The 21,163-nt window shown below is 45.5% G+C and carries 18 protein-coding genes and 1 tRNA gene; 6 read left to right on the forward strand and 13 right to left on the reverse strand.

Going from position 1 to position 21,163, the window contains the following annotated elements; all coding sequences use genetic code 11:
* Window position 1: 1 nt before the first annotated feature.
* Genes J5W02_RS06655 through J5W02_RS06670 form a run of 4 tightly spaced genes read right to left on the reverse strand, consistent with a single transcriptional unit; the run spans window position 2 to window position 6,653 of the window.
* On the reverse strand, window positions 2-1,969 hold the full coding sequence (locus J5W02_RS06655; protein ID WP_219964893.1) for a site-specific DNA-methyltransferase: 1,968 nt from the start codon (window positions 1,967-1,969) through the stop codon (window positions 2-4).
* Entirely contained in the window at window positions 1,956-2,711 is a 756-nt protein-coding gene (locus J5W02_RS06660; RefSeq protein ID WP_219964894.1) for a hypothetical protein, read from the reverse strand. The genes J5W02_RS06655 and J5W02_RS06660 overlap by 14 nt, the downstream gene beginning before the upstream one ends.
* Window positions 2,712-2,751: 40 nt before the next feature.
* Window positions 2,752-3,405, reverse strand: a complete 654-nt coding sequence (locus tag J5W02_RS06665; protein WP_219964895.1) for a DUF4391 domain-containing protein — start codon at window positions 3,403-3,405, stop codon at window positions 2,752-2,754.
* A 5-nt stretch (window positions 3,406-3,410) separates the two neighbouring features.
* Window positions 3,411-6,653, reverse strand: a complete 3,243-nt coding sequence (locus J5W02_RS06670; protein ID WP_219964896.1) for a helicase-related protein — start codon at window positions 6,651-6,653, stop codon at window positions 3,411-3,413.
* A 335-nt stretch (window positions 6,654-6,988) separates the two neighbouring features.
* Between J5W02_RS06670 and J5W02_RS06675 the strand changes: the two genes are divergently transcribed.
* A complete protein-coding gene (locus tag J5W02_RS06675) occupies window positions 6,989-7,981 on the forward strand; it encodes a competence protein CoiA family protein (RefSeq protein WP_219964897.1) in 993 nt (330 codons plus the stop codon).
* A 241-nt stretch (window positions 7,982-8,222) separates the two neighbouring features.
* Here the strand turns inward: J5W02_RS06675 and J5W02_RS06680 are convergent.
* Window positions 8,223-8,299, reverse strand: a tRNA-Met gene (locus tag J5W02_RS06680).
* A 276-nt stretch (window positions 8,300-8,575) separates the two neighbouring features.
* Between J5W02_RS06680 and J5W02_RS06685 the strand changes: the two genes are divergently transcribed.
* Entirely contained in the window at window positions 8,576-9,106 is a 531-nt protein-coding gene (locus tag J5W02_RS06685; protein WP_219964898.1) for a CDP-alcohol phosphatidyltransferase family protein, read from the forward strand.
* 18 nt (window positions 9,107-9,124) lie between these two features.
* On the opposite strand, the gene J5W02_RS06690 is transcribed toward J5W02_RS06685, so the two are convergent.
* The 3 genes from J5W02_RS06690 to murC all read right to left on the reverse strand — a co-directional run bounded on the left by J5W02_RS06690 (window position 9,125) and on the right by murC (window position 12,340).
* Window positions 9,125-10,249, reverse strand: a complete 1,125-nt coding sequence (locus J5W02_RS06690) for a cadherin-like beta sandwich domain-containing protein (RefSeq protein WP_219964899.1) — start codon at window positions 10,247-10,249, stop codon at window positions 9,125-9,127.
* A 90-nt stretch (window positions 10,250-10,339) separates the two neighbouring features.
* Window positions 10,340-10,849 (reverse strand): glycosyl-4,4'-diaponeurosporenoate acyltransferase CrtO family protein, encoded by a 510-nt coding sequence (locus tag J5W02_RS06695; protein ID WP_219964900.1) that lies wholly within the window; start codon window positions 10,847-10,849, stop codon window positions 10,340-10,342.
* Between the two features lie 114 nt (window positions 10,850-10,963).
* Window positions 10,964-12,340 carry a UDP-N-acetylmuramate--L-alanine ligase gene (murC, locus tag J5W02_RS06700; protein WP_219964901.1) on the reverse strand — a complete coding sequence of 459 codons (1,377 nt, stop codon included), beginning with the start codon at window positions 12,338-12,340 and terminating at the stop codon, window positions 10,964-10,966.
* A 248-nt stretch (window positions 12,341-12,588) separates the two neighbouring features.
* On the opposite strand from murC, the gene dpsA reads away from it, so the two are divergent.
* The 4 genes from dpsA to J5W02_RS06720 all read left to right on the forward strand — a co-directional run bounded on the left by dpsA (window position 12,589) and on the right by J5W02_RS06720 (window position 15,952).
* Complete coding sequence (gene dpsA / locus J5W02_RS06705; RefSeq protein WP_219964902.1) at window positions 12,589-13,449, forward strand: dipicolinate synthase subunit DpsA; 861 nt, start codon at window positions 12,589-12,591, stop codon at window positions 13,447-13,449.
* A 3-nt stretch (window positions 13,450-13,452) separates the two neighbouring features.
* Window positions 13,453-14,025, forward strand: a complete 573-nt coding sequence (locus J5W02_RS06710; protein WP_219964903.1) for a dipicolinate synthase subunit B — start codon at window positions 13,453-13,455, stop codon at window positions 14,023-14,025.
* Window positions 14,026-14,114: 89 nt separating this feature from the next.
* Window positions 14,115-14,645, forward strand: coding sequence for a hypothetical protein (locus J5W02_RS06715; protein ID WP_219964904.1), 531 nt, complete (start codon window positions 14,115-14,117; stop codon window positions 14,643-14,645).
* Between the two features lie 32 nt (window positions 14,646-14,677).
* Window positions 14,678-15,952 (forward strand): O-acetylhomoserine aminocarboxypropyltransferase/cysteine synthase family protein, encoded by a 1,275-nt coding sequence (locus J5W02_RS06720; protein WP_219964905.1) that lies wholly within the window; start codon window positions 14,678-14,680, stop codon window positions 15,950-15,952.
* A gap of 77 nt (window positions 15,953-16,029) precedes the next feature.
* Here the strand turns inward: J5W02_RS06720 and J5W02_RS06725 are convergent, their stop codons facing one another.
* Genes J5W02_RS06725 through J5W02_RS06745 form a run of 5 tightly spaced genes read right to left on the reverse strand, consistent with a single transcriptional unit; the run spans window position 16,030 to window position 21,027 of the window.
* Window positions 16,030-16,752 carry a GltB/FmdC/FwdC-like GXGXG domain-containing protein gene (locus J5W02_RS06725; RefSeq protein WP_219964906.1) on the reverse strand — a complete coding sequence of 241 codons (723 nt, stop codon included), beginning with the start codon at window positions 16,750-16,752 and terminating at the stop codon, window positions 16,030-16,032.
* Window positions 16,749-17,981, reverse strand: a complete 1,233-nt coding sequence (locus J5W02_RS06730) for an NAD(P)/FAD-dependent oxidoreductase (RefSeq protein WP_219964907.1) — start codon at window positions 17,979-17,981, stop codon at window positions 16,749-16,751. The genes J5W02_RS06725 and J5W02_RS06730 overlap by 4 nt, the downstream gene beginning before the upstream one ends.
* 5 nt (window positions 17,982-17,986) lie before the next feature.
* The gene (locus J5W02_RS06735; RefSeq protein ID WP_219964908.1) at window positions 17,987-18,421 is read right to left on the reverse strand and encodes a 4Fe-4S dicluster domain-containing protein; all 435 of its coding nucleotides are present in this window, start codon (window positions 18,419-18,421) and stop codon (window positions 17,987-17,989) included.
* Between the two features lie 3 nt (window positions 18,422-18,424).
* A complete protein-coding gene (locus J5W02_RS06740) occupies window positions 18,425-19,933 on the reverse strand; it encodes a glutamate synthase-related protein (protein ID WP_219964909.1) in 1,509 nt (502 codons plus the stop codon).
* Window positions 19,933-21,027, reverse strand: a complete 1,095-nt coding sequence (locus tag J5W02_RS06745) for a class II glutamine amidotransferase (RefSeq protein ID WP_219964910.1) — start codon at window positions 21,025-21,027, stop codon at window positions 19,933-19,935. The genes J5W02_RS06740 and J5W02_RS06745 overlap by 1 nt, the downstream gene beginning before the upstream one ends.
* Between the last annotated feature and the right edge of the window lie 136 nt (window positions 21,028-21,163).

The following is a 21,163-nucleotide window of genomic DNA, read 5'->3' on the forward strand; positions in this document are numbered from 1 at the left end:
GCTATATCACCTTAACCGTTGTTTTCGGTGCCGCCAGCTTGAATATTTCCTCAACATTGATTTTGTCGGGGCTACTCACAAAGCTGCTGTCACGGAAAACGGCGCGCAACGGCTGGCGTTTGGCAATTTCACGAATAACGCTTTCGTCAATCTTATTGGCAAAGCAGGCAATTAAATCGCCCTCATTCACGGTATGTACTGTTACGCCGTTTATCTGCTCCATTTTGTGCGGCAAAGAAAGGGGTAAGCCCCATTCCAAAAGAACGCCGTACAGCAAATCCATATCGGTGCGGTCATCTTTCACATTGGACACCAAATGATCAAGCATTGTTTGGTCATATTCAGAAGCACCATAATAAACATCTTTCATATTAGTGCTGTCCAATTTTAGCACACGAAAGCCAATATCCGGCACTTTCTTTGGCTCTTCGCCAAGCTTGAGCTGCTTATTGCTTTCTTCAACTTCTGACTTGATCATTTCACCCGCGCGGCGGATACGCTCTTTTCCGATTTCACAAATGTTTTTATAGCCTGCTTTGTAAGCTTCACTCTTTTTGTCACAGGGTTCGGGCAATTGCACCATAATAAATTTGCGGTTGCCGCCATTTTCGGCATTCAACTGCATAACAGCATGAGCGGTTGTAGCAGAACCAGAGAAGAAGTCCAGTACAATATCATTTGAATTGGCATGTGACATTAAAATGCATTCACAAATATAGTCTACTGATTTGGGAGATTGAAAATATTTTTCTTTAGTTTGAAATAAATAATTAACTGTAGCCTGCCCCTTTTCTGTATGAAACTTTTTATTTGTCCAAATGGACTTGACTTGCTTTAGCGGTTCCTCTTGGTTAATGGAGGCATATGCCTTTCGATAGACTTTCCACTGCCCATTGACTACTTTCCCGATTAATAAATGGATTTCTTCTTTAGCTTTATCTTTTCCCCATGTCCAGCACCCTTCAAAACCATCATCCCATATTGGATATACCTCTGTTTCAATATCTTTCTTTTCTAAAAAAACTTCCCCATTATTATTAACAAAAAATGGATAAAAAAGATTTGGTCGGTTAAATCTTCCAAAATCTCTGTGCGTATTTCGCAGCTCCAATTCTCTATATGCTAATCCAGCTTCGTCTATAAGTGTATAATCCTTTTCAATATCTTCTTTTGTTTTCGGTATTGAAAAGGCTCCTTTGTTCATTGGCATCTTTGAATAAATTAGTAAATACTCGTGACAAGTCGCAACATATTTATCTTGGGATCTTCCTTTAGGATTGTTTAAGGCTGCTATTTTTGCAACAAAGTTTACCTCTCCGAACACCTCGTCGCAAATTTTTTTTAAATTGTCGACTTCATTGTCATCAATGCTAATAAAAACAGCCCCATCATTAGCAAGCAAATTCCTTGCTAATTGCAATCGCGGATAAAGCATGGAGCACCAGTCGGAATGAAAACGCCCATTGCTTTCGTTATTTTGGAAAAGGCGATTTTCGTCCTCATCATAAAGTCCGGTCTGCTCGTCATACTCTCCCTTATCCATGGTGAAATCGTCTTTATAAATAAAATCGTTGCCTGTATTGTAAGGTGGGTCTATGTAAATCATCTTAATAGAGTTTAAATAACTTTCCTGCAATAGTTTTAAAACATCAAGGTTATCGCCCTCAATGTAAAGATTTTCGGTGTTCTCCCAGTCCTTGCTTTCTTCTTTGCAGGGGCGCAGGGTTTTGCGGATAGGCTTGTTGCCCTCAACAATACTTGCCTTTTTACCCACCCATGTGAAATCATAGCATTCCTCGCCGTCAATCACGTCTCCGGAAAGTTCCTGCTTGAGCAGTTCAAAATTGATGCCTTTTTTCAGCTTGCCGTTTTCATCTTCCATTTCTGTCATTACATTTGGAAACAGCGCTGCAATTTTCTCAATGTTTTTTTCGGTCATATCTACCGACTCCATTTTAAACTTGTCCATTGTCTTTCTCCTCCGGGGATTTATCAATTTCTTTTCTTAATGTTTGAATTTCACCTTTAGCTAGAGCTATGAAAGAATACTTTTTTATATTTTCATCGTCTAATCCAAATTTGCTGTTAGTTAATATTTTAAACAAAATATATTTCATCCACAAGTAATCACTATAGTTAAATGACCACCAGTCAGTATCATTTGGATGCTCATTAATTTGCAAATGGACTTTATTCCTTAAACGTTTCAACTTTTTTAGATAAGGGAATGCTTGATGCGGTATATCTATTAGGCTATGGCTCTCAATCTTTTTTATCATAGAATCCAAATTCATTTCATCATCTGTTTTAGGGATACTTTTGAAAATATGTGTTTCAACTTTTCGTGTTTCATTTTCAAAGCTAAATCCATTTGACTTTACTATTTTTTCGAGCTCCCACTCTTTTTGTGTCCACAAATTATTGGATTTTAAAAGATAGTAAAAGACACCTTCAATGATGGAAACGCCTGTAATAATAAATGTTTTGTACAGCATTGTTATTATTACATTATGTAGGTCTAACTCGTGCAATTGTAATTCTATATATTCGAGATATTGCAGACTGTAAGCTATATTTTTCCTTAAATCATGGTTTAGGCCTTTAAGCGTTCCTTGTGATAAATTATATTCATATGTACTTACAAGATTTGGACTCCACCGATCATTATAACAAATATCATTTTTCTTAATTAATGTTTCAAAATCAGACATTCCTGTTAAATTGTTTATTGGCAAAACAATTCACCTCAAATCAACTATTTTGTAATAATTTTTCTTTCAGTTTTTTCAGCTCTGCATTGAGTTTTACCTGCACATTAAACTGCTTTTCCCTTGCTATTTTGGCTTCCAATACTGCAATTTGCGCCTTCAAATCATCAATTTCTTTTGCTTTGGCTATTGCCTCTTTTAAATCGCTTGAATTTGTCACATTCAGTTTTCCGCTTGCTATTTGGAGGATAAAATTTTCATAAATTTTATCCATATCCAAGCCATTGACGGATAGGGTCAAAGCGTTCATGTCAGACCAATCCGTCTTATAAGTCGCACTAATTTTGAACTTACCTTCGCGGTTCTTTATGGCTTCTTTAAAGTTGATTACGAGCTGTGCTTTTTCCTGCATTCGCAGTATGAAAACAGTATGGTGGGGAATGTTGCTGTCAATAAATTCAAGCAGTTTGTAGTCGCATTCATTGCCTTTTAGGATAACTTCCAAAACATCGATTTCAATAACATTCGCGCCATCGGCAACATTTAAAGTGGTTTTGGATAGCTTGTTTTGCCAAACGATAGAATCAATACCGCTGATAAAACGCTGCCTGAGTTTTGAATCAATATCTAAATTTTTATAAAACTTCTCCTTTGGTATTTTTCTCTCAAAGTATGTAGATTTCGGTAAATTCAGCACTTGCCTCACTCCTCATTTCTAACTACTAAAAAGCATATCAGTTCAAAATCATTTAAGCCGGAAATTTTGTTGGTTAATGCTGTTGTTTCACCAATACTAAAAAAGCTGTCAATATCACTTTCATCTTTCACATGAATAATGGAAGCAATGGCGTCTTCCAACAGTCTTGAGTATTTTGCCATAACTCTACCGTCTTTGGTTTCTGTGTTAAACAGCTTACAAAGATTAGTGTCCGGCTCCTGCCTGCCTTTGCAAAGATACCGCATCGTATCCAGCAGTTTCTTTGGCTCAAGATGATTGCACTCGACCTCACCGTCATCTTTAATGTATACCATGTAGAAAGGGGGCAGTCGGTTCTGATTATCAATATTTACACCATTGCTTACGTTTTTGAGAACATAAATTACTCCAGCAGGACAATCCTGTGTTGCTTTTGCTATTGCATGCATTCCAAACGGTGTTTTATCAAGATCGGGGTTAGCTTTGATATAATCAAGCAAATCTAAGCGGAATTCATTAAGTCCCAAATCCATAATTGAAATGCCATTGGACATTTCCTCAATATCCACAACCTCTTTTTCAAGACGTGAAAGCTGCTGTTTGCGATATTCCAAATCGCCTTTTTCCTCATTGTTAATAAGGTCGTCATCGCCGGTAGAGGTCATAACTGAGATTTTCATTCGAGTTTCAACACGGCTCTTGAGATTAATATATTCATCCAGCGACAAATCCGGCCAGAAGTTCACAAGTTGAATTGTCGCATTTTTACTTCCAATACGGTCGATACGACCGAAACGCTGAATAATACGAACAGGGTTCCAGTGAATATCATAGTTAATCAGATAGTCACAATCCTGCAGGTTTTGTCCCTCAGAGATACAATCAGTGGCTATTAAGATATCAATCTGGTCATTGTTGTTTGGCATCAACAACTCTTTTTCCTTTGATAGGGGAGAAAAACAAGTAAGCACCGTATTTAGGTCTGCTTTTAACTTTGGTATTGTAGTTTTACCGTCGACAGAACCGGTTATCATGGCAGTGTTTAGCCCAAATTCTTTTTTGACCATCTTACTAATATTGTTGTACAAATACTCGGCGGTATCAGAAAACGCGGTAAAAACAATGATTTTTTTGTTTCCGACATTGATAGGATGATTAATTTTATTTCTAACCACCTCAAACAGGGTCAAGAGCTTTTTATCGTATTGAGGGGTAATATCATTTATCATTGAAAGCAGTAATTCTAACGTTGCTTTATCTTCTGCGAGACCTTTTCTCCACGAAATATAATCCATATCTTTCAGTTCAATCTTCACTTTTTTACCGACAGATAACAAATCCATGTTTTGATCATCATAATCAAAGTCTTCTGCGTCGCTGAGATCAACCAAACTGATTTCGTTTTCTGGGCGATAATTGTCAATGGCTTCAATTGTGGAATGAATCAGATCATAAATTCTTGTAAGTGTGAGCTGAAAAGAATGGACTGAACTTTCAAGCCGTTTTAATAGATTAATGCTCATTAATCTGCGTATGCCTTGTTCACGACCGGCTTGTGTCAGGCTTGTTCCCTGCTCATGATTAAAAACATTATACTTGTCCAGCTTGCTCGGAAAAATAAAATCCGTCGGAGTATAAATACTCAGATTGAGCTGTGATAAAGATTCATAAATCTCATTATATGTAATTGCGCCTTCCAGCTGGGTGAGAGGAGGTCGTTTGGAAATCGGCTTTTTCCGTTCCGGAAATTTACCGATATCCCCCATATCATAATACTTCCGAATATGATTTCTTGACCGAGCAATCGTTACGCTGTCTAGCACTTCAAAGAAATCAAAATCAAGTGTTTTTAATAATGTGTCAGTTGTTCTTTCCTCTACAGGAAGTTTACTCCATGCATTAAATGACTTTTGCGCCATACGAAAAATATCATCAATATTCTTTGTCGTATTAAGCTTGTCATTGATTAGTTGTGGATTCCCCTCATATGCTAAAGCAAGTTGATTTCGTAAATCAAAAAATTTATTATTTACCGGAGTTGCGGAAAGCATTAGAACTTTTGTTTTTACCCCTTGCCTTACAACTTTGTTAAGAAGTTTCAAATAGCGGTTTTCTTTTTCGCCGCCTTCCCCAGAGGTTTCGCCACCATTACGGAAATTGTGTGATTCATCAATTACAACTAAATCATAATTGCCCCAGTTAAGGCGTGATAAATCAAGGCCATTTGATGAACCGTAATTACGGGATAAATCGGTATGATACAGTACATCGTACCGCAGTCGGTCTTTTGCGATTGGATTATTCACATAGTTATCTTTGTATGTATTCCAGTTATTTGCCAGCTTCTTAGGGCAAAGCACTAAGACCGACTTATTTCGATTTTCATAGTACTTTATTACGGCAAGAGCAGTGAATGTTTTTCCCAAACCAACACTGTCTGCTAAGATACAACCGTTATATTTCTCGAGTTTATTGATAATTGCCCTCGCTGCTACCTTTTGAAAGTCATAGAGTTTGTTCCAGATCATGCTTTCTTTAAATCCGGTTGCCTCATTAGGTAGAACGTCCTCCGAAATATCATCTAAAAACTCATTAAAAATATTATAAAGCGTTACAAAATAAATAAATTCAGCAGAGTTTTCTTTATATACCGTTGTTATATTGTTTATAACTTCATCCGTTACATCTTGCAGTTTAGATTTATCATTCCAAATATTATTAAAAAGCTTGATGTATTCACTGCTGAATGGCGCATCAAATTTGTTCACCATATTATAGCTGTTATTTCCTCTTTCACAGCCAATATCTACAGTTGTAAAGCCATTAAGAGGCATATATGTGAAATTTTCATCATTATTTTCAACATTAATAAAACCGGTCATGTTTTCTTGTGTTATATTTGATTTGAAAGTTACTTTTTTTGCAATCCATTCAGCACATTCTTTTGCTATCGCCTTTTGGGTCAGTTCATTGCGGAGTTTCACTTCAAATTCCGTACCGTATAGCCCTTTTTCGCGACTCAACCGAGGAATGTAAAACTCACGCTTCTCTTTCTTTGCCTTCTCGGTTACAAACGTGGGTGAAGTAAAAATGAATCGTAGCTCATTTACCTTATCTAATTGCTTTTTTAATTCTTTGTAAGCGTATATCGAAAAACAAGCCGCAGCAATATCTACTTTACTACCCTTTTTTATGGTTAGATTAAAGTCATCACGAACAAATTTATTTATGTTATCAAATATTTCCATGCGGCATCTCCTAAAATGCGTTCTTTTTCAACCAATTTTTGATATAAAAATATTGTTACAGTTGTGTTTTTTAATAATTTAATTATAAACCTCATGCAAATTGATAGCAAGTTGTATCCAGTGCTTTTATTCTAATTTATACTGTATTTATTTTATCAGTCCCATTATAGGTACACAAACAAAAAAGTGCCTACCGATTAGAGCAGGCACATCTTTTAAAAGCAATTATAAGCATATAAATTCTATTAGACAATCCTTCAAATTTCTGATAAACTAATATCAATATCAATATTGTATAAATGGCATAAGTTCTAAACATTTTAGGATGTGAGAAAATGTATGTGTGTAAATATGGGAACCACAGTCTTTTCGTCGATACTGAGGCTCCTGAAACATTTGATTTGCTAAAGAAGCTATCAAATGAACACAAACTATTTTGTCTTGGATGCGGTAGGCAAGTAATCTTTCACAAATGCACTGTAAAAGATAGTCATTTTGCACATCGCAGCTCACAGGGAAAGCTCTGTGACTTTGAGCAGTATATTATAAATTTACCTGATTCTCATAAAAAAGCTCTTAAGGAATTGCAAAACAGATTTTCCGGATCAAACAATCCTCAGCTTTTTATTAAGTTAATAGATAAACACTGGACAAGCATGACAATATGTGTGAATGATAAAACCGTTGCTATAGAGCTTTTACAACCGAATATATCACTAAATAAAATTGAAAAACTAAAACAAGCTTATATTGAAAAAGGCATCAATGTACTTTGGATATTTGTAATGGAAGACATTTCGTGTGAATACAAATCTGTTAGTATCAAAGGGTCAAATAGCTTTTTTCAAACAAATAATTATATTATCGATTTTGATCCTGAAAGTAAAAAGATTTATATACTTTTTAAAGATCACAAATTTAGCACTAACCACAATGGTATATTTCATACATCAATTTCACTTGACCATTTAATCGTTAATGCCGAAGGAAAGATCTCGGAATCTATCAAAACTCAATATGATGATTGGAAAAGTCAGCAGAGCCTTCAAGCAAAACTCAAGCAACAACTATCAATAGCTCAATCAGCATATAATACTTCTACGAATGTATCTTCTTCCAATGCATCTTTGGATTTAACTTATGATGAAATTTTACATAATGTAAGACAGTGGATAGAAAATGTCCGAGCAGGTGCGGGATATAATACTTTAACAGCCATTCGCACACTCATTAATAATTATTCAGACTATCGTCAGGTATATAGTGAGACTCTTCAAAGCGTTGAAGATCCTGTACTCAAAAAGAAACTCGAGTCCGTATTACGCTAGATTTTAGCTGTTTATGATTATTACCTTATAGTTTAATAGTAGAATTTCTCCGTAAACATCAAATAAACATCAAGCAAACATCAGAAAAAGTGGCTTTACTTCCGGCTATTTGCGGTAATTTAACGTCCAGCTAAACATCAAATAAACGTCAAGTTGTAGGTATTCTACCTTACAAGCAACTTCTGGGCATAAAGAAAAGTCCCACAAATGGCGGTTTAAAGCCATTTATAGGACTTGGTTTTGGTTGCGGAGGCAGGATTTGAACCTACGACCTTCGGGTTATGAGCCCGACGAGCTACCGGACTGCTCCACTCCGCGATATTCAATTGTGCATCTTAAACAAAGAGATGAAACATATCTTGTTCAGAGAGCTTAATTATAATACCACACAAGGCTCTTGGTGTCAAGGCTTTTTTCAGAAACTTTTGTATTTATCTAACAGGTATCAGGGCAATTAATGGACAAACCGCCTTTTTGTCTGCCTTGTGTTTCAAGTTAAAATCCATTTTGGAATTTTATTCAGCCAATCATTCGGTATTCTAAGTATAGAACCCGTTTACTTAACGCAAGTTTGCATCGAAGGTTGGTGACAGCTTGAAACAGATCCCGAATATTCTTTCCCTCAGCAGAATCGTGCTGCTGGTTGCATTGTTTTTTACGTTCCGGCATGCGCTGCTGTTTTCAGTGATTTACCTGAGCTGCGGACTTACCGACATTCTGGACGGTTATCTTGCCCGCAGGATGAATGCACAGAGCGCTTTGGGCGCCCGGCTGGACTCCATCGCGGATTTTATGCTGTTCATGGTCATCGCCGTAACCATCGTTCTTTGGATTGGGAAACAGGGCCGAATATTTGTACCCTTTGTAATCGCTATTTTTGTGGTACGCCTTGCAAACGTTGTGATTGCCGCGCTGAAATACCACGCTTTTGCCATGCTGCACACCTGGGGGAATAAGCTGGCCGGATTTCTCCTTTTCATAACCCCGCTATTCCTTCTGTATCAGCATACCCAAATTCTCTGGCCGGTATGTATCGCAGCGGCAATTTCCGCACTGGAAGAAAGTCTGATACACCTTACTTCCCCCGTTCTTGACCTCAACAGAAAAAGCATTTTTAAATTTTAGAATTTGTTTTTTGCGCCTTCAGCTTTTCGGCTTGATTTTCAGGTAGAAGCACAGGACGATACCAAGCATAATACACAACGCCGCAATCAGCATACCGACTAAGTAGACCGGCATCTGATTCCCGATGATATAGATATTTCTTTCGCCATAACCGGGATTAACATCGGTTCGGGCAGCAGTCTGTGCTGCCTGCTCCGGCTCTTTCCCATGTTCATCGGCGGAAAAATTCTGCTCCCCGCCGGACTTTCCGGCGGCTGTTTCCTTTCCGGTCAGCTCCGTATGCGTTGAGCCCGACTTTCCCGCAGCGGCTGTTTGTCCACCGGGAAGCGGCGGTTTCGATGCAAGCCCTGCCGCTGCTGCGGGCCTTTCCGATCTGCTGACAAGAACCACATACTGAACCTGATTGGACTTGTCGGCGGAAGTTACCGTCGTGACAATCGGTGTATCCGTACCGGGATTAAACAGCGATTTGCGGTTAATCTTAACCGAACCGCCTTCCTCGGCACGGGCATAGAACTCTACCGACTCCACAGGATAATCGACGCGCATCCGGTATTGATAGACATCGGGGGAAAACTCAGGCGTCAGTACGCCGCTATACGGTTCCAGCAGCGAAAGGCACGCCTCGTCGGAAGGTACCTCTTCCGGCGGCTCAACGGCGACTGTCAGGTTCTCTTCAATATCCACATCCAGCTGTTTCGCCGCATAGTTGCAGACCTCGTCGATATGCGCGTTAATGACCGTGCCGCCCGCCGACGCATGATCCTTCACCTGAAACACAAAAGAAATGATATTGCCGGAAAGCAGCGGTGCAAAACCCTGATCCACATTGCACACATAAACGCTGCAGATCGGGTTGGAAGTACTGTTTGTAACCATGGTTCCGCTTTTAATCTGAGAGGACGTTTCCGTGCGGACAAAACTGAGCGTGTCCGTGTTATAACGCACCCTCATCCGAAACCCCGCCGCGGTGTCCGCAACCTGTCCCGCGTTGATCTGCAGCTTAATAAGCTCCCCGCGCGCAACGGAAGACTTGTCCGTGCTGTATGTAAAATAAGGGATGGTTGCCGCGTGTGCAGGAATCCGCAGCATCGTCAGAATCAGCAACAAAAGGAAAGAGACGCGAAGGCACTTCTTTTTCACCGGTAGCTCCCCCCAGCGGCAAATAGATAAAAACCAGCTAAGCCGGTTTTGCGGCGAAGCTGATTTTTGAACCTGCAAATATTCGGTTTGTTAAGCGGTAACGGTTTGCCCCATCCCGTTTGTGCGCAGATCGCGCAGCAGCTTTTTACGCAGAACCTGCAGCCGGAAGCGGTTATACCGCTGAATAATGGCAAAAGGCAGGTTCCCAAGCATAATCAGGAAAGAAAACACCAGCCCCACCAAAAGAGGATTGATGAGCATTGTAACGACAATGCAGATGCAGTTTTTCAGGTGCATCCACTCGCCCCGGCAGGTTTCAAAGATAAACTCATCAACATAATCGATGGAAATATCCGTAAGATGCTCTTTTGAAAAGCCGTCTTTGCCGATATGCTGCGGCACCCTGTCCTTCCAGAGCTGAATTTTCAATTTATCCCTGTACCAGCGCCCTCCGTGTTCCCATTCCTTTGGCGCATAGCGTTCCTTTTGGGAAATGGAATGGGGAAGCTTGACGCACGCCAAAAAGACCGTCAAATGCCAGAGTCCCACAATAAAAAGATTCCATAGAAACATATTCAAAAACGATAGATTTTTCAGCATTTGTATCCCTTCCCTGCAAAAATGAAAGCCCGACAATTCTATCAGAATTATCCTGCTATGCATGTGATATTATTAACATACATATTATAATACAATTTACAGGTATGTGCAAGATCAGCCTTTTTTGTATTTTTCAACAATCATATTGGCGCATTTATAAACATCGCCGCCGCCGAGGGTCAAAATAAGATCCCCGTCCTGTGCATTGGCGGTTACATATTCCGTGATTTCCTCAAAGGTCTTAAACCAGACGCTGCCCGGAATTTTGTCGGCCAGATCCTTCGCGTAAATATGGTAGGTATTTTCCTCACGCACCGCCAGAATTTCAGAAAGGACAACCCTGTCCGGAATCGAAAGCGCTTTGGCGAATTCGTCCAGCAGCATATAGGTTCTGGAGTAGGTGTGCGGCTGAAATACCGCCCAAACGCGCTTAAAATTCATCTTCATGGCCGCGGTCAGGGTGGCGGTCAGCTCTGTTGGGTGGTGCGCAAAGTCGTCCGCAACCGTAATCCCGCCGAACGTACCGAGGATTTCAAACCGGCGGTGAACGCCCGTGAACTGATGCAGGCTCTCCGCAATAACCTCAGGCTTTACGCCCATCCCGTCTGCCGCGGCAAACGCCGCCAGCGCGTTATAGATATTGTGCTTTCCGGGGATACTCAGCGTAACATCCGCAAGCTTTTGACCGTTCTTCATTACCGTGAAGCATTCCCTCGCTCCCTTTGTGTCCGCAATATGGTCGGCATAGTACTCGTTGGACGGGTTCAGGCCGAACGTAACGACGGACGCATTTTTTATGCCCTCCACCGCTTTCAGGGTATTGGCGTCGTCCCCGTTGACAATCAGGGTTTTTGATGTCTGGAGCGCAAACTGGTGAAAGGATTTAATAATGTTTTCCACTGTTCCAAAATAATCCAGATGGTCTGCGTCGATGTTTAAAATGATCGACGTTTCCGGGTTCAACTGCAAAAAAGTGTCCACATATTCGCAGGCTTCACACACGATGGTGCCGGATTTTCCGACACGTCCGTTCCCGCCGATAAACGGCAGCTTGCCGCCGATGACGGCGGAGGGATCTTCCCCGGCATTAATCAGGATCTGGGTAATCATCGCGGTCGTGGTCGTCTTGCCGTGCGTACCCGAAACCGCCACCGGATGCGGGTAGCGGCGGGTCACCATGCCGAGCATCACGGAGCGCTCCACAACGGGAATTCCTTTTTCACGCGCGGCAACCAGTTCGGGGTTGTCGGCCTTGACCGCCGCCGTGTACACGAGCATTTCGGCATCGCCTATGTTTTCCGGGCGGTGGCCCATGGAAACAGGAATTCCGTAGGAACGGATCCTGGCGAGCGTATCGGATTCGTTGGTGTCCGACCCGGTCAGCACATAGCCCCGGTGGTGCAGAATTTCAGCGATCGGGCACATACCGGAACCGCCGATTCCCACAAAATGTATTTTTTTAACCTTGGATAGAGTATCTTGATAATCCATGATTTGAGCTCCTTAAAATGAGATAATGTGACAGTGTTTGCAATTCCGCTGAGCGTAATTCCGTGTTTCATCACAACCGGACCGCCGCGGAATATTGATCTTCTCTATTATATTGCTATACCCGTTTATAATAAACAGTTTTTAAGATATTTGCAATAAAAAATAAAATCAAAATCGAAAATACCGCCTATCACACCGAACGTTCCCTTTCCATAATATGGGGAAAGAAGTTTGTGGAGGTTTGTACAATGGTTGATATAAACAGTTTCGGCGTACTGGGCGGTGATAAACGCCAGATTGCGCTTGCAGAATCCATTGCCGCGGACGGTTACACCGTCTATGTGTATGGATTTGACAACATTGAATTTTCCAAGGACGTAAAAAAAGCAAATCTAGAGGAAATTATTCTCCGGTGTGAAAACATCATCCTTCCGCTGCCGGTTACGGCGGACGGCAAGCATCTAAATATGGTCTACAGTGAAAACAGCATTGAACTGAACGACAGCTTTGCGGAGCTGATGAGAAACAAACAGGTTTACGGAGGAATGATGGGAAAACTTTACCAGACCAGCGACGTGTGGGATTCCATTGATACCAACGACTATTATACCCGGGAGGAATTTGCCGTACACAACGCTGTTCCCGCCGCGGAAGGCGCAATTGAGATTGCCATGCGCGAATACCCCGGCACCGTCAACCAGAGCAGATGTCTGGTTGTGGGATATGGAAGAATTGGAAAGATCCTGGCATCTATGCTGCGCGGAATCGGCGCGAACGTTACCGTAAGCGCACGAAAATATTCCGACATTGCCTGGATTGAGTCCTACGGGTATTCCTCAGCCCTGACGGACAAAGTCTGTGACAAAGAACAGTATGACGTCATTTTCAATACTGCGCCCGCTTTGATATTTAACCGGCGTTTGCTTTCGAAAATGCACAACAGGCCCCTGATAATCGACCTTTCTTCACCGCCCGGAGGCGTGGATTACGAAGCCGCTCAAAAATTCGGTATCAAAGCGATTCACGCCCTTTCGCTGCCCGGAAAGGTTGCCCCGAAAACCGCCGGTGAAATCATTAAAAATACAATCTATAACATGATGGAGGAGTGAAAGATGAAAAGCTTTACTTTCGGTTATGCTTTCTGCGGTTCCTTCTGCACCTTCGACAAGGCGATTGAGCAGCTGCGCAGCCTTGTTGAAGCAGGGTACGACATCCTGCCGATCATGTCGCAGAACGCAGCGACCACCGACACCCGCTTTGGAAAAGCGGACGATTTCATCTGGGAAATCGAGGATATCTGCGGCAAAAAAATCATTAAAAGCATTGTAGAGGCGGAGCCCATTGGGCCGAAAAAAATGGTCGACCTGATGATTGTCGCTCCCTGCACCGGCAACACGCTGGCCAAAATCGCGAATGGAATTACCGACACCACCGTGACCATGGCGGTGAAATCCAATCTGCGCATCGGCAGGCCGGTGCTGCTGGCCGCCGCAACCAACGACGCGCTTGCCGCGTCCGCGCAGAACATTGGCAAACTGCTTAATACCAAAAATATCTATTTTGTCCCTATGAAACAGGATGACCCCGGCAAAAAGCCCACTTCCCTGGTCGCGGACTTCAGCCTGATTCAGCCCGCGGCGCTTGCCGCGCTGGAGGGAAAGCAGCTGCAGCCCGTCCTGTTGTAAGGTTTAATATTCATAAATATTTATGCTAATTTCTTGTAAGTTAGTAAATAAATGTGATATGATAAAGCAATGAAATGGAAGTGAAAGGAATGCTGTACTGTTCTAAGTGCCAGCTGCTCACCGACGGCGATACTGACCGCTGCCCCGTGTGCGGTTCCACAAAGCTGAGGGCGCCCGCGCCGGATGATCCGGTTCTTCTGCTGACGGTGGACGAAATGAAAGTTGTTCTGGTTCGGTCGGTTTTTCAGGAGAACGGAATCGTCTTTATCGAGCAGGACAACGGATTCGGTTCGCCCCCGTCCATGCTGCTTGGCAGACCTTTTTACGGCAACCGGAATATTTTTGTGGCTTACCGCGACCTGCCGGCCGCCAAGGAACTGCTCAACGGCATTGGATTTGCGGACGCGGACGACGCGAAGCTGGAAAAAGACCAACCCGCACCGGAACCGGTAACGGAATCCGAAGAGCAATCCGAACCGGAGGAAGAACCGGAACCAATGAGCGCGCGCAAGCGCTTTTTCTGGCGGATTGTCTCGGCAATGCTGTTTATTCTGGTTGTGTGGGGCGTTGTTGCGGCGGCCGACTTTGTGGCCGGCTGGCTGAAAGCGCTTTTCACATAACGGCTGAATTTTAAAGTTAAAGGAGAATTCATTTGAGCCATTATCATATTGATACGAACTGCATTCACGCGGGATACGAACCGGGAAACGGCGAACCGCGCGTTCTGCCCATTGTGCAGAGTACGACCTTTAAATACGACAGTGCGGAAATGCTCGGGGAGCTGTTTGACCTGAAGGCCGACGGATTCTTTTACACCCGTCTGGGCAACCCGACCATAGACGCGGTGGAAAAAAAGATTGCCGCTCTGGAGGGCGGCGTCGGCGCACTGCTGACCTCCTCCGGCCAGGCCGCCTCTATGATATCGGTACTTAACATCTGCCCTGCAGGCGGCCATGTGGTCTGCTCCAGCGCGATTTACGGAGGCACCTTCAACCTGTTTTACAAAACCATGCGGGAAATGGGTCTGGAATTCACGTTCCTGCCTGCGGACTGTACCGCGGAGGAACTGAACGCCGCGTTTCAGCCGAACACGCGCTGTGTTTTTGCGGAAACGCTGACCAATCCTTCTCTGGTAGTAACCGATCTGGAGCTCTATGCGAAAACAGCGCACGCTCACGGTGTGCCTCTGATTGTAGACAACACCTTCCCCACCCCTGTTAACTGCCGCCCGTTTACCTTCGGCGCAGACATTGTTACCCACTCCACCACAAAGTATATGGACGGCCACGCCGTTCAGGTCGGCGGAGTCATTGTGGACAGCGGGAACTTCAACTGGGAAAACGGAAAATTTCCCGGACTGACGGAACCGGACGAATCGTACCACGGGATTGTCTACACCAAGCAGTTCGGCAAGGCAGCTTACATTGTCAAAGCCCGCACCCATCTGATGAGGGATCTGGGCGCGCAGTCCAGCCCCAACAACGCGTTCCTGCTCAATCTGGGGCTGGAAACGCTCGCGGTCAGAATGGAGCGCCACTGCTCCAATGCGCTTGCCGTGGCAAAGCATCTGGAACAGAACGATAAAATCGCGTGGGTCAATTACCCCGGGCTGGAGAGCAGCAAATACTACGGGCTTGCCAAAAAATATATGCCAAACGGCACCTGTGGAGTCATCTCCTTCGGAGTGAAGGGCGGGCGCGAGGCCGCCGCCGGATTCATGGAGGGCTTAAAGCTTGCTTCCATTGTTATCCATGTTGCGGATCTGCGAACCTGCGTGCTTCATCCGGCCAGCACCACCCACCGCCAGCTGAACGACGAACAGCTCAAAGAAGCCGGCATCGGCGCCGATATGATCCGGATGTCGGTCGGCATTGAAAACATTGAGGATATTCTGGAAGATATCGATCAGTCACTGAAGAATCTGTAAAACAGCATTTGAAAAGGCGGAGCAGCTGCTCCGCCTTTTATTTTGTAGTTTTCAATTGCAAGAGCAGCCAGAAAAGTTTAGTTAAACGTATAAAGAGATTTGTACGGATTCTTCGTATTGGGTGTTAAAACATAGAAGTTTTTAGAAAGCACTTCCTGCTTATCGACTGCAAAAATGCCGCAGAATTCCTCGATGTACCCGTTGATTTCCGCCATGTCTTCCGGAGAAGCCGGAGCCGCCTGCACCTGCTTCGGCAGATCCTCGGGGAGCTCCTCGCAGCGCAGGTAGATCTTTCCGCCATGCATACCCGTTCCGCAGAGATTGCCTACCGGAACTTTCTTTTGGGAGTTCAAGCCCAGTACCACAATGGTGCCGCCCGCCTGATATTCCCCCAGAAAGCTGCCGGTCTCGCCGCCGATCATAATCAGCGGATGGTGCGTCTGGTAGGCCTTCATATGGATGCCCGCGCGGTAGCCCGCGTTGCCTTTTACAAAGATTTTACCGCCGCGCATCGCGTAGCCGGTGGCGTCGCCGCTGGAACCGTTGATTACAATCATGCCTTCATTCATTGTATCACCGGTGGCGTCCTGTGCGTTGCCGTTCACCCGGATGGTGGCGCCGTTCAGATAACAGCCCAGGTCGTTGCCCGGCACGCCGTTGATCGTGATCTTCTTTCCGCTCATGCCGGAAGCGATGTAGCGCTGCCCAAGACAGTTTTCCACCGTGATTTCCGTTTCTTCCGATACCCGGATCTCATTGTTCAGGTCCTTAAAATGCTTGTTGTCCGCATTGATTTTCATTCTTTGGCACCTCCCAGCTTCACGGCTCGTTCCGACGCGGTAAACGCCATGAGCTGCGGCTTTTCTTTAATCAGTTCATAGTCGACGGTGTCAAGCGGAGTCCTTTCACGAATCAGGGAAGTGTAAATTCCCGCTCTGGCGACGTCGCCGATCAGAATAAATCCCTTTAACAGATTGTCTTTGGAGATAAGCTTTTTATAGGTCTGTTCCGTCTGTACCACATAAGCTTCTCCGTCGTAGCTGCCCGCTGTAATAATGTGCATCCCGAAGAATCCGATGGCGTTCATCGGAATGGCCTTGTCGTATGCCTTTTCCCCGCCAGCCATATTAATTCCGGCTGCCTCGCCCTGCATATAGGCGTTGGGCAGCAGCGCAAGCACGCGGTACTGGCCCGAGGTGATGTCGTAGCTTTCACTGCAGTCGCCCGCCGCGTAAACGCCGTCCAGATTGGTGGCACAGTGAATATCGGAGACAATCCCTTTGTTGACCTTACAGCCGATGTCCGCGGCAAGCTTTGTTTCCGGCCGGACGCCGACCGCGACAACCAGCACGTCAAAATCCAGCTTCCCGCCGCTTTTCAGCTGGGCGGAATTTTTGGAGAACTGAGCGACACTGTCACTCAGAATAAATTTCACGCCCTGCTTTTCAATGTGCTTCTGCACCAGTTCGGAGCCGGTTTCATCCAGGATGCTCGGCAGGATACGGGGCGCCAGATCCACAACGGTAATTTGTTTGACCTTGCTGCAGATTCCCTCCGCGCATTTCAGACCGATGAGACCCGCGCCGACAATCAGCACACGGGTTTCCTTGTTAATGACCTTCTGCAGAGCCGCCGCGTCGTCCAGCTTCATAAAGCTGAACTGGTTCTCCACTTCCTCCAGCCCCGCCATCGGCGGAACGAAGGGGGAAGAACCGGTTGCAAACAGCAATTTGTCAAAAGCGATCTCATCCCCATTGTCCAAAACCACCTTTTTATTTTCATAGTCCACTTTGGTCACCGCGGTACCGAGGACGGGGGTAACCCGGTTGTCTTCATAGAAGCTGTCCGGACGGTACTTCATGCGCTGCTCTGTGGTTTTTCCGTAAAGAAGGTAGGAAATAAGCGGACGCGAATAAACATGGTGCGGTTCTTTGGAAATCACCGTGATCTTTCCGGCTTTATCCACGGAGCGGATTCCTTCGATGCAGCCGACAGCCGCCGTCGAGTTTCCGATAATTACATAATTCATTCTGTTCACCTCTCCTCAAAAACAATCGCTTTGTTCGGACAGCCCCGTACACACGCCGGCTCTCCAAAGCTGTTGTTTGTGCAGAGCTCGCATTTCTGAATCACGCTGCCGTCGTTTCCCGGCATGATTGCGCCGTAAGGGCAGATCATAATGCAGGTGTAGCAGCCCACACATTTGTCCTTATTGACCTCAATCACTCCGTTGTCCACACTGAGCGCGCCGGTAATGCAGCTTTTCACGCAGAGCGGTTCGGTACAGTGGCGGCAGGAAACGGCGAAGCTGATTCCCTGAGGGCCTTCCTCAATTTTGATTCTCGGGTTAATATGAATATCCTTGAGCGCTTTGACCATATCGTCGCTGCCGGAATTGGCAAAAGCGCAGTTATATTCGCAAAGATGGCACCCGAGACACCATTTCTCATTTACATATATCCTTTTCATCGCTTATTCCCCCGCATGCTTGATCCCAAGAATTTCAAGCTCTTTCTCATTTAATCCGATTCCGCGAAGCATCAGGCGGTTGCCCTTTAAAGCTTCAATCGAATTGATGCCCATGCCGCCCATCATTTCCTTAATTTCATGCTGCCACGCGGAAACGAGGTTGACAAGGCGCTTATAGCCGATGTCGGGGTTGAGGCGTTTGACAAGGTCAGGCCGCTGAGTTGCGATGCCCCAGTTGCATTTACCGGTCTGGCAGCTGCGGCAGAGGTGGCAGCCGAGTGCCAGAAGGGCCGCTGTTGCAATGTAGACCGCGTCCGCGCCCAGAGCAATGGCTTTGACAATATCCGCGGAGTTGCGGATGCTGCCGCCGACGACAAGGGAAACGTTATTTCGGATTTTCTCCTGGCGCAGCCGCTCATCCACGGCCGCAAGCGCAAGCTCAATCGGAATACCGACGTTGTCGCGGATACGGGTCGGGGCCGCGCCGGTGCCGCCGCGGTAGCCGTCAATGGCAATGATATCCGCGCCGCTGCGGGCAATGCCGCTGGCGATCGCAGCAACATTGTGCACCGCCGCAATTTTTACAATGACCGGTTTCTGATAGTTGGTAGCCTCTTTCAGGGAATAAACCAGCTGTCTTAGGTCTTCAATCGAATAAATATCGTGATGCGGCGCGGGCGATATGGCGTCTGAGCCTTCCGGAATCATTCTGGTACGGGAAACGTCGCCGACAATCTTCGCCCCGGGCAGATGTCCGCCGATGCCCGGTTTGGCCCCCTGGCCAATTTTGATTTCAATGGCCGCGCCGGCTTCCAGATAATCCTTATGTACCCCGAAACGGCCGGACGCTACCTGTACGATGGTGTTCTTGCCGTACCGGTAAAAGTCCTCGTGCAGACCGCCTTCACCGGTATTGTAGTAGATCCCCAGTTCCTCGGCCGCTCTCGCAAGGCTTTCATGCGCGTTGTAGCTGATGGAGCCGTAGCTCATGGCCGAAAACATAATCGGCACGGAAAGCTCCAGATTCGGAGGAAGGTTCCCCGTGTTCAGGCTGCCGTCCGCGTTGCGTTCCAGCTTTTCCGGTCGCTTGCCCAGAAAGGTTCTGGTTTCCATCGGCTCGCGCAGCGGGTCAATGGACGGGTTTGTCACCTGTGACGCGTTAATCAGAATCTTATCCCAGTAAACCGGGTACGGTTTTGGGTTGCCCATAGAGGAAAGCAGCATGCCGCCCGACCCCGCCTGACGGTACACTTCGCCGATGACCTCGTTGGTCCAGTTGGCGTTGGTCTTAAAGGTATGATCGGTCTTTACGATTTTCAATGCCCTTGTCGGGCAGAGGGATACACATCGGTGACAGTTGACGCATTTGGATTCATCGCTCTTCATCAGATTCAGTTCCGTATCGTAGGAATGAACTTCGTTGGCGCACTGTCGTTCGCAAACGCGGCAGGCAATGCAGCGCTGCGGATTACGGATTACTTCATATTCAGGATATAAGAAATCTACAGGCATTATGCATCCACCCCCTTGTTTAATGTTACAATCACCGGTTCTCCGCCCCTTGGAGCGAAGGTTCTGTCCGGACTCGTTTCAATCGCGCGGATTGCGCACTCTTCACTCGCAACATAGGTCATGTCGCCCTTTTCGGCAACGACCATGGAGCGCAGTTTCAGGCGGTCGTTCAGCGCCATCATCCCGCCGCTGAAGCCCAGAAGTATGGAAAACGGGCCGGTAATCAGCAGGCTGGAAAACACGTTGCGCAGATAGGTGAGCTTTTCGCGCTCTGCCTGCGGCAGGCGGTCGATTTCATTCCAGAACGGGGCGGCGATCACGTCCGCAACTTCTTTGAGGCTAAGACCCTGTTTGCGGTTCAGATAGTCTATAATATAGGTAATTACCTCCGTGTCGGTCAGAAGCGTACATTTATAGCCGAACATCTCAATAAAACGCCGGTTCGCGTCATACGAGGAAATTTCACCGTTATGTACAATGGAATAGTCCAGCATGGCAAACGGGTGAGCGCCGCCCCACCAGCCGGGGGTATTGGTTGGGTAGCGTCCGTGCGCCGTCCAGCAGTAGCCCTCGTAGTTCTCCAGGCAGTAATATCTGCCTACATCCTCCGGGAAACCAACGGCCTTGAACACGCCCATGTTTTTTCCGCTAGAAAAGACATAAGCGTCCTTGATCTGGGTGTTGATCTTTACCACGCAGCGCGCGACAAATTCTCTTTCATCCAGCTGGGTATCTTTGAGAAGCTTTTCAAACGGCAGCCCAAAATAGCGCCAAATTGCAGGTTCATCCGTAATTTCCGGCATTTTTCGGGTAGGAATTTTCTCAGCGACCGTCACATCGAAATTCGCCATGATCTCTTTTTCGCACTCTTCCTTGGCGCGGGCGCTGCCGTAGAAAACATGGAACGCATACAGATCCTTATTGCGCGGATAAATTCCGTAGGCCGCAAAGCCGCCGCCCAGTCCGTTGCTGCGGTCGTGCATGGTGGTAATGGAGCGAATGATGGCCTCGCCATTCATCTTCTTTCCGCTGCGCGAAAAAATGCCCGAAATAGCGCAGCCCGAAGGTATCCTTACATCTCCCTCTTTTTGCATAAAAAACTGACCTCCCTGCAATTTCATCGTTTTAAGGCGTTTTGATGCCCTATCAGCAAAAATTGCGATTCTCACAGCTGAAAAGCTGCATAATAGTGATTTTTGGTTTTTATAATATATTGTTTAACTACTAATG

The organism is Caproiciproducens faecalis, assembly GCF_019448085.1.
Lineage (GTDB): Bacteria > Bacillota > Clostridia > Oscillospirales > Acutalibacteraceae > Caproiciproducens > Caproiciproducens faecalis.